This window comes from Streptomyces sp. NPDC058291 (genome assembly GCF_042880855.1).
Classification (GTDB): Bacteria; Actinomycetota; Actinomycetes; order Streptomycetales; family Streptomycetaceae; genus Streptomyces.
In genome coordinates this window covers 125,367-131,299 of record NZ_JBHVYK010000011.1, presented here as the reverse complement: position 1 = coordinate 131,299, position 5,933 = coordinate 125,367, and the positions used below count along the sequence as shown (strand labels likewise).

Here is a 5,933-nt window from a genome sequence, read left to right as displayed (position 1 = left end):
GGCGGTTCCGGGGCCGGCCGCGGCTCGCCGTCGACAACCTCGGCAACACCCGCGTCACGGCGTCCGTGGCGGGCGGCGACATGGGCGACCACCTCGGCTACGAGTTCCGGCCGGGCAGCGTGCAGATCGAGCCCGGGCGCGCGGTGTTCGTCGACGCGACCCTGCGGCCGCGTCAGATCATCTGGTTCGGGTCGAAGGAGCAGCGCCCGTACTCGGTGAGCGTGCAGCGCTCCGGCGCGGCGCCCTTGTCGGTGGACGGCACGTTCGTGCAGCGCGGGTTCCTGCCGCGCTGGCTGGCGACGGCGCTCAGCCTCGGCCTGGCCCTGGCGATCGCGTTCGTGATGATCTGGCTGGCCTACAAGCCGCCCGTGAGCAGCGGCGCCCGGGAGAAGCTGGTGGAGGCGGGCAGCACCGCGCTGCCCAGCCCGTCGGTGTCGGCGCCCTCCGCGCCGAAGGCGGACGCCTCCGCCGATCCGCTGCCCGAGCCGCAGACGCCCTCCGTGCCGGCCCCGCAGGGCGACGGCGGCACGCCCTCCTCCGGCGGCAAGTCCACGTCGGGCGGCGGGGGCACGAGCGGCGGAACGTCCTCCTCCGGCGGTTCGGGCGGCACCAGGACGACTGCCCCGGTGCCCGGCGCGATCATCATCGGCAAGGCCTCCGGCCGGTGCGTCGACGTCACGGACGCGCAGAACGGCAAGGGCAAGGACGGCGCCCCGCTGCAGCTGTGGGACTGCGCCGGGTCGGCGAACCAGAAGTGGATCTTCCAGAGCGACGGCACGGTCCGTGCGCTCGGGCTGTGCATGGACGTCGCCTGGGGCTCGAAGGACGACGGCGCGGTCATCCAGGTCGCCAACTGCTCGGGCAACCCCGCCCAGCAGTGGGTGCTGAGCGAGTACGGCGACCTGGTGAACCCGCAGGCGAACAAGTGCATCGACGCCAAGGACAACGGCACCGGCAACGGCACCAGGCTCCAGCTGTGGACCTGCTCGGGGACGCCCAACCAGAAGTGGCGCGCCCAGTAGGGCCGTCGGCCGGAAGCAGCGGTCGTCCGCCGGAGCGGAGCTACCAGTTGGCCTCGCCCGGCACCAGACGGCCCGCCTTGCGGTACTCGCGGCGGGCCCCCTCCAGCAGGTCGCCGTCGCCGACCGGCTCGTCGCGTCCGGCGGCGAGATAGGCGGCGGTGACGACGGCGCTGCGGATCGAGCCGCCGGCCAGTTCGAAGGCCTCGGCCAGCGGCCCGGGGTCGACGCCGTCGGCGCACGGCACGTGCGCCAGCCCGTGCCGCCACAGCGCGAGCCGCTGTCCCGGGTCGGGGAACGGGAAGTCGACCACGAGGTCGAGCCGACGGGTGAACGCCTCGTCGATGTTGGCGCGCAGGTTGGTGGTGAGCAGCGCGATGCCGTCGAAGGACTCCAGCCGCTGCAGCAGGTAGGCGCTCTCCATGTTGGCGTACTTGTCGTGCGCGTCCTTGACCTCCGACCGCTTGCCGAAGACGGCGTCGGCCTCGTCGAAGAGCAGCACGGCGTCGGTGCGGTCCGCCTCGGTGAAGACGCGCTCCAGGTTCTTCTCGGTCTCGCCGACGTACTTGTCGACCACCGAGGACAACTGCACGACATACAGGTCGAGTCCCAGTTCGGCGGCGACCACCTCGGCGGACAGCGTCTTGCCGGTGCCGGACTCGCCCGCGAACAGCCCCAGGACGCCCCGGCCGCGCCCGCCGCCGGCGCTGAGCCGCCAGTCACCGAGGACGCGGTCGCGGTGCCGGGCGCGCAGAGCGAGTTCGTGCAGCTGGGTCAGCGGCCGCTCGGGCAGGACGAGGTCCTCCCAGCCGACGTCGGGCCGGATCCGGCGGGCGTGCTGCTCCAGGCCGGAAGCCGACTGCTGCCGGGCGGCCACGCGCACGTGGTCGGCGGTCAGCGGGCCGTCCCCGAACGCGGCCAGGGCGGCGGCGGCCTGCGCGGCCCGCGCGATCCGCTCTCCGCCGAGACGGTAGGGGGCGACGGTGGCGGCGAGGTCGAAGCCGGGCGCGACGGGCGCGCCCGTCGCGTCGAGTGCCGCGGCCCAGGCCGCCGTGCCTCCCGCGCGGCGGCGGGGAGCCTCCAGCACGAGCGGGTCGCGGGCGGTCCAGTGCGGGTCGTAAGGGCGCGGATCGGTGAGCAGGACGGTGACGTCGGGCGCGTCCGCCAGCGCGCCGATCAGCGGGGCCGGCCGGTCCGGCAGGCCGGACAGGACGACCGCCCGGCCACCGAGGCGCGCCTCGCGCAGCAGCTCGGGGACGCGCTCGTCGGGGCCGGCGAAACGCAGGGCGTCGACGCCGGCCGACCGCAGGGCCGAGGCGATCGCGGCGAGGCCGTCGCCCTCGCGGTGCTCGCGCAGATAGGCGGTGAACGGCCGGCCGCTGCGCAGCCGCTGCGCCAGCCGGTCGGCGAGGTCCTCGTCGTCGGGCAGCGGCGGGGGGAGCGGCTGCAGACAGCCGTGCAGGGCGGCGTCCGGGGCGTCGTCGCCCAGCAGGTGGGCCAGCAGCCGGTCGGGTACTCGCAACGAGCGTGACAGGAAAGGCCGTTCGGGCTCCTCGACGTCCAGCAGACCGTACGCGCGCAGGGGCGCGGTGGCGTGGAACCGGGCGCGGGCCGGGGCCAGGTGGGCGGGCGTCCCGCACAGGTCGAGGGCGAGGCCCACGGTGGCGCGCCGTCTGCCGACGTCGTCGTTGAGGTAGCCGTAGAGCGGTTCGAAGGACCGGTCGAGGTCGGGTGCGAGCGCGACCAGGAGGATCGCGGCGTCCAGATCGGTGAGGCCCAGCCGGACGGCGAGGCCGGCCAGCGTGTCGTGCCCGTCCGGGGCGAGGCCGGCGGGCGCGTCGGCGGAGGCGGCCGTCCCGCCGGCGAGGACGTGGCGTACGGCCTCCTCGGTGAGGTACAGGCCGCGCAGCGGGTCGGCCGCGGTGGGGTCGGCGGCGGCACGGCGGTCGACCAGGGCGGCGACCCCGTCCCGCAGGGCGCCGAGCCGGGCGAGCAGCGCGGCGGCCCCGTCCTGCGGGACGGCGGACTCGCGCGTGGCGACGGCGGCCGGGCGGTCCGCGGCGGACCGGGCGCCGACGTCGTCCTGCTCGGTGTACGTCCCGGTCACCGCTGGTCCGGACGGCCGGACGCGGCCTCACGGGCGGCGCGGGCGGCGGCCACCTGGTGGGGCCGGTGGGCGCGTTCCCCGGACTGCGGGGGGTCGCCGGCGATGCCGCGCACCCGGACCGCCGCGCCCTCGGTGACCGGCGGCCCGGCGTCGTACTCGGGGTAGGCCGGGAACGGCGCGGTGACCACCAGATCCAGGGACGGCTTGAGTTCGCCGCCCAGAGCGGACCAGATCTCGGCGAGGGACCGCGACTCGGTCTGGATGCCGGCCACCGTCACCGGCATCGCCAGGCCCAGCGCGCCGAGGGAGCCCGGGAGTTCGTCGGCGGTGATCAGCTCGCGTGGCAGCAGCGTCGCCAACACCGCGGACAACAGACGGTGTTCGTCCTGCGGCGTCCGCGTCCACGCGGTCACCAGGTACGACAGGCGGAACCAGCGCGGCGGTTGACGGCGCTTGACGACGACGTCCCGCTCGTCGCGCACCGCCATCTGGCCGCGCTGCCGGCGGGAGACGTCCTCGCGGATGTCGTACAAGTAGGTGTTGATCACCGGTGCGTTGCGCCGGGCCGCCCAGTCGCGGGTCGGCGCCTCGAAGGACACGTCGATGCCGGAGCCCGCCAGCGTGCCGCTCTCCAGCAGGCCTTTGAGGACCTCGTCCACCTCGTGGATCACCGTCGTGCTCCTCAACTGCCTTGCCCGTGTGCCCTGCCGCGCCCGCCGCTCTCCGATCGTGCCCCGGGCGGCCCGGGTTCCGCAGGCGCGCCGGGGTCGGCGGCCGGGCAGGGCGCGCTGCCCGCGGGTCCGCCTTCGATTGCCCGTTCGGTCAGATGTAGCCTTCCCGGAGGGCATATGCCACCGCGTGCGCCCGGTTACGCAGATGCAGCCGCGTCGTGAGTCCGTGCATGACGTTCTTGACGGTTCGTTCGGAGTAGGACAGCTTGCTGGCGATCTCTCCGGTGTCCAGGCCCTCGGCGATCAGTCGCAGGACGTCCACTTCCCGGGGCGCGAGTCCCAGGGACGGGGCGCCGGGCCGGCCCGCCACACCGCGGTGCAGTGTGCCCACCTGGCTGATGAGCCTGCCGAGCAGGTCGGCGGGCAGGTCGCCGTCGCCGCGCTGCGCGGCGACCACCGCCTGCACCAGCCGGTGCGCGGTGGCCTCCCTGCGCCAGACGATGGCCCCGACCCCGCATTCGATGACGTCCAGCAGCTCGGTCTCGCGGATGGCGCCCACGACGAGCACCGCGCGGGCCCCGTCGCTGCGCACGATCCGCCGCAGCCGGGCCAGCGCCGCCTCGTCCAGGGTGTCCTCGACGAGCAGCGCCACCGTGCCGGCGGCCGCCGAGAGCTCCTCGCGCACCTCGACCTCCGGCCGGCCGCGCAACTGGCTGACGGCGCCCTCGCGGGAGATGGGGTCCGATGCCTGGACGGCCACGGGAATCCGCCGCCGGGCGCCGGTCTCTGGTGTCCGGGGTGAGCTGAGCAACCGTTTCCCCCATGTTCACGGTCCCGCGGTCCGGCGGGGACCGGTGGCGGGTGGGCACGGTCCAGACTTCTGCGCCCCGTGGGGCGCGCGCAATCGTGGAGCACCACGAGGCCGACCACGAGAGCAAGCCCCCGGACACCACGGATCTTCAACGTTCTCGCAGGTCAGAGGCGTGGGCGCGGGTGCGGTCCGGAGCCGCGTGAGTCTCGCCACAACGACCTCGGGGACCCGGGCCGAAGCGCACGCCCTCTTCCCGTACATGTCCGACGAAACCGACCGCAGGAGGCACGCATGACAGGACCGTTGCGGGAACGCGACGACGCCCACGTGCTGCTCGCCGCGGAGGCGGAGCGGGCCCGGGCCGGCGCCGGCCGGCTCGTCCTGCTGCGCGGGGCCACCGGCACCGGCCGGTCCGCCGCGCTGGAGGCCGCCGCCGCGCAGGCGACCCGGCTCGGCCTGCGGGTCCTGCGCACCCGCTGCTCCCCCGAGGACACCGCGCTGCCCTTCTCGTCGGTCCTGCATCTCCTGGGCCCGGTGCCGGAGTTCGCGGACGTCGCGCCGGGCGGCGAGGACCGCGGGAGCGCGGCGCGGCTGTGGCGGCTGCTGCGCTCGTACGCGGACCGGGGGCCGCTCATGATGGCCGTGGACGACGTCCACCTCGCCGACGAGGCCTCGCGCCGCTGGTTCGTGGAGGCGGCCCGCCGCATCGACCGATTACCGGTCCTGCTCGTGGTCACCGAGCGCAGCCAGTACGACATCGCGCCGCGCCCCGCCGGTCTCACCCACGTCCTCTCGCCGTCCCTGGTGCGCACCCACACCCTGGCCCCGCTCACCGACGAGGCGGCGGCCGACCTGGTCCGCGCGGCCTTCCCGACGGCCTCGGACGGCTGGACGGCGGACTGCGCGCGGGCCGGCGCCGGCGTCCCTCTCCTCCTGCACGCCCTCATCGACGACCTCGACGGCGCCCCGCCGCCGACCGCCGTCCCGACGACGTGCGCGGCGCTGTACCCGGGGTCCTACCCGGCGGCCGTCTCCTGGTGGCTGGACAGCGCGGGACCGGCGACGGCGGAGGTGGCGCGCACCCTCGCGGCCCTGGAACAGCACGCCCAGGCGGAACGGACGGAACAGGCGCGACGAGCGGCACGGACGGAACAGGGAGAACGAGCGAGAGGAACGGAACAGACGGACGAGCCGTCGGACGGCCCGGACGACACGGATCGCCCGGGCGGTCCGGCATGGGCGACCCCCACCGGACGGGGCGGACACGCCGGACACGTCCGGCCGGCCGGGCAGGACGGGTACGCCGAAGGGGCCGGACACGGCGG

General features: G+C 75.5%; 5 protein-coding genes. 2 read left to right on the top strand and 3 right to left on the bottom strand.

Features of this window, described 5'->3' with window-relative positions; all coding sequences use genetic code 11:
* Positions 1–1,022: ricin-type beta-trefoil lectin domain protein (locus ACFVYK_RS08545; RefSeq protein ID WP_389770228.1), on the top strand; the 1,022-nt coding region annotated here is incomplete at its 5' end.
* Positions 1,023–1,062: 40 nt separating this feature from the next.
* Here ACFVYK_RS08545 and ACFVYK_RS08540 read toward each other — a convergent pair.
* The 3 genes from ACFVYK_RS08540 to ACFVYK_RS08530 all read right to left on the bottom strand — a co-directional run bounded on the left by ACFVYK_RS08540 (position 1,063) and on the right by ACFVYK_RS08530 (position 4,608).
* Positions 1,063–3,126 carry an ATP-binding protein gene (locus ACFVYK_RS08540; RefSeq protein WP_389770226.1) on the bottom strand — a complete coding sequence of 688 codons (2,064 nt, stop codon included), beginning with the start codon at positions 3,124–3,126 and terminating at the stop codon, positions 1,063–1,065.
* Positions 3,123–3,797, bottom strand: a complete 675-nt coding sequence (locus ACFVYK_RS08535) for a DUF4255 domain-containing protein (protein WP_389770223.1) — start codon at positions 3,795–3,797, stop codon at positions 3,123–3,125. Before ACFVYK_RS08535 ends, ACFVYK_RS08540 begins: the two co-directional genes overlap by 4 nt.
* 151 nt (positions 3,798–3,948) lie before the next feature.
* Positions 3,949–4,608, bottom strand: coding sequence for a LuxR C-terminal-related transcriptional regulator (locus tag ACFVYK_RS08530; protein ID WP_389770220.1), 660 nt, complete (start codon positions 4,606–4,608; stop codon positions 3,949–3,951).
* A gap of 291 nt (positions 4,609–4,899) precedes the next feature.
* Here ACFVYK_RS08530 and ACFVYK_RS08525 point away from each other — a divergent pair.
* On the top strand, positions 4,900–5,933 hold a 1,034-nt coding region (locus ACFVYK_RS08525; protein WP_389770217.1), incomplete at its 3' end, for an AAA family ATPase.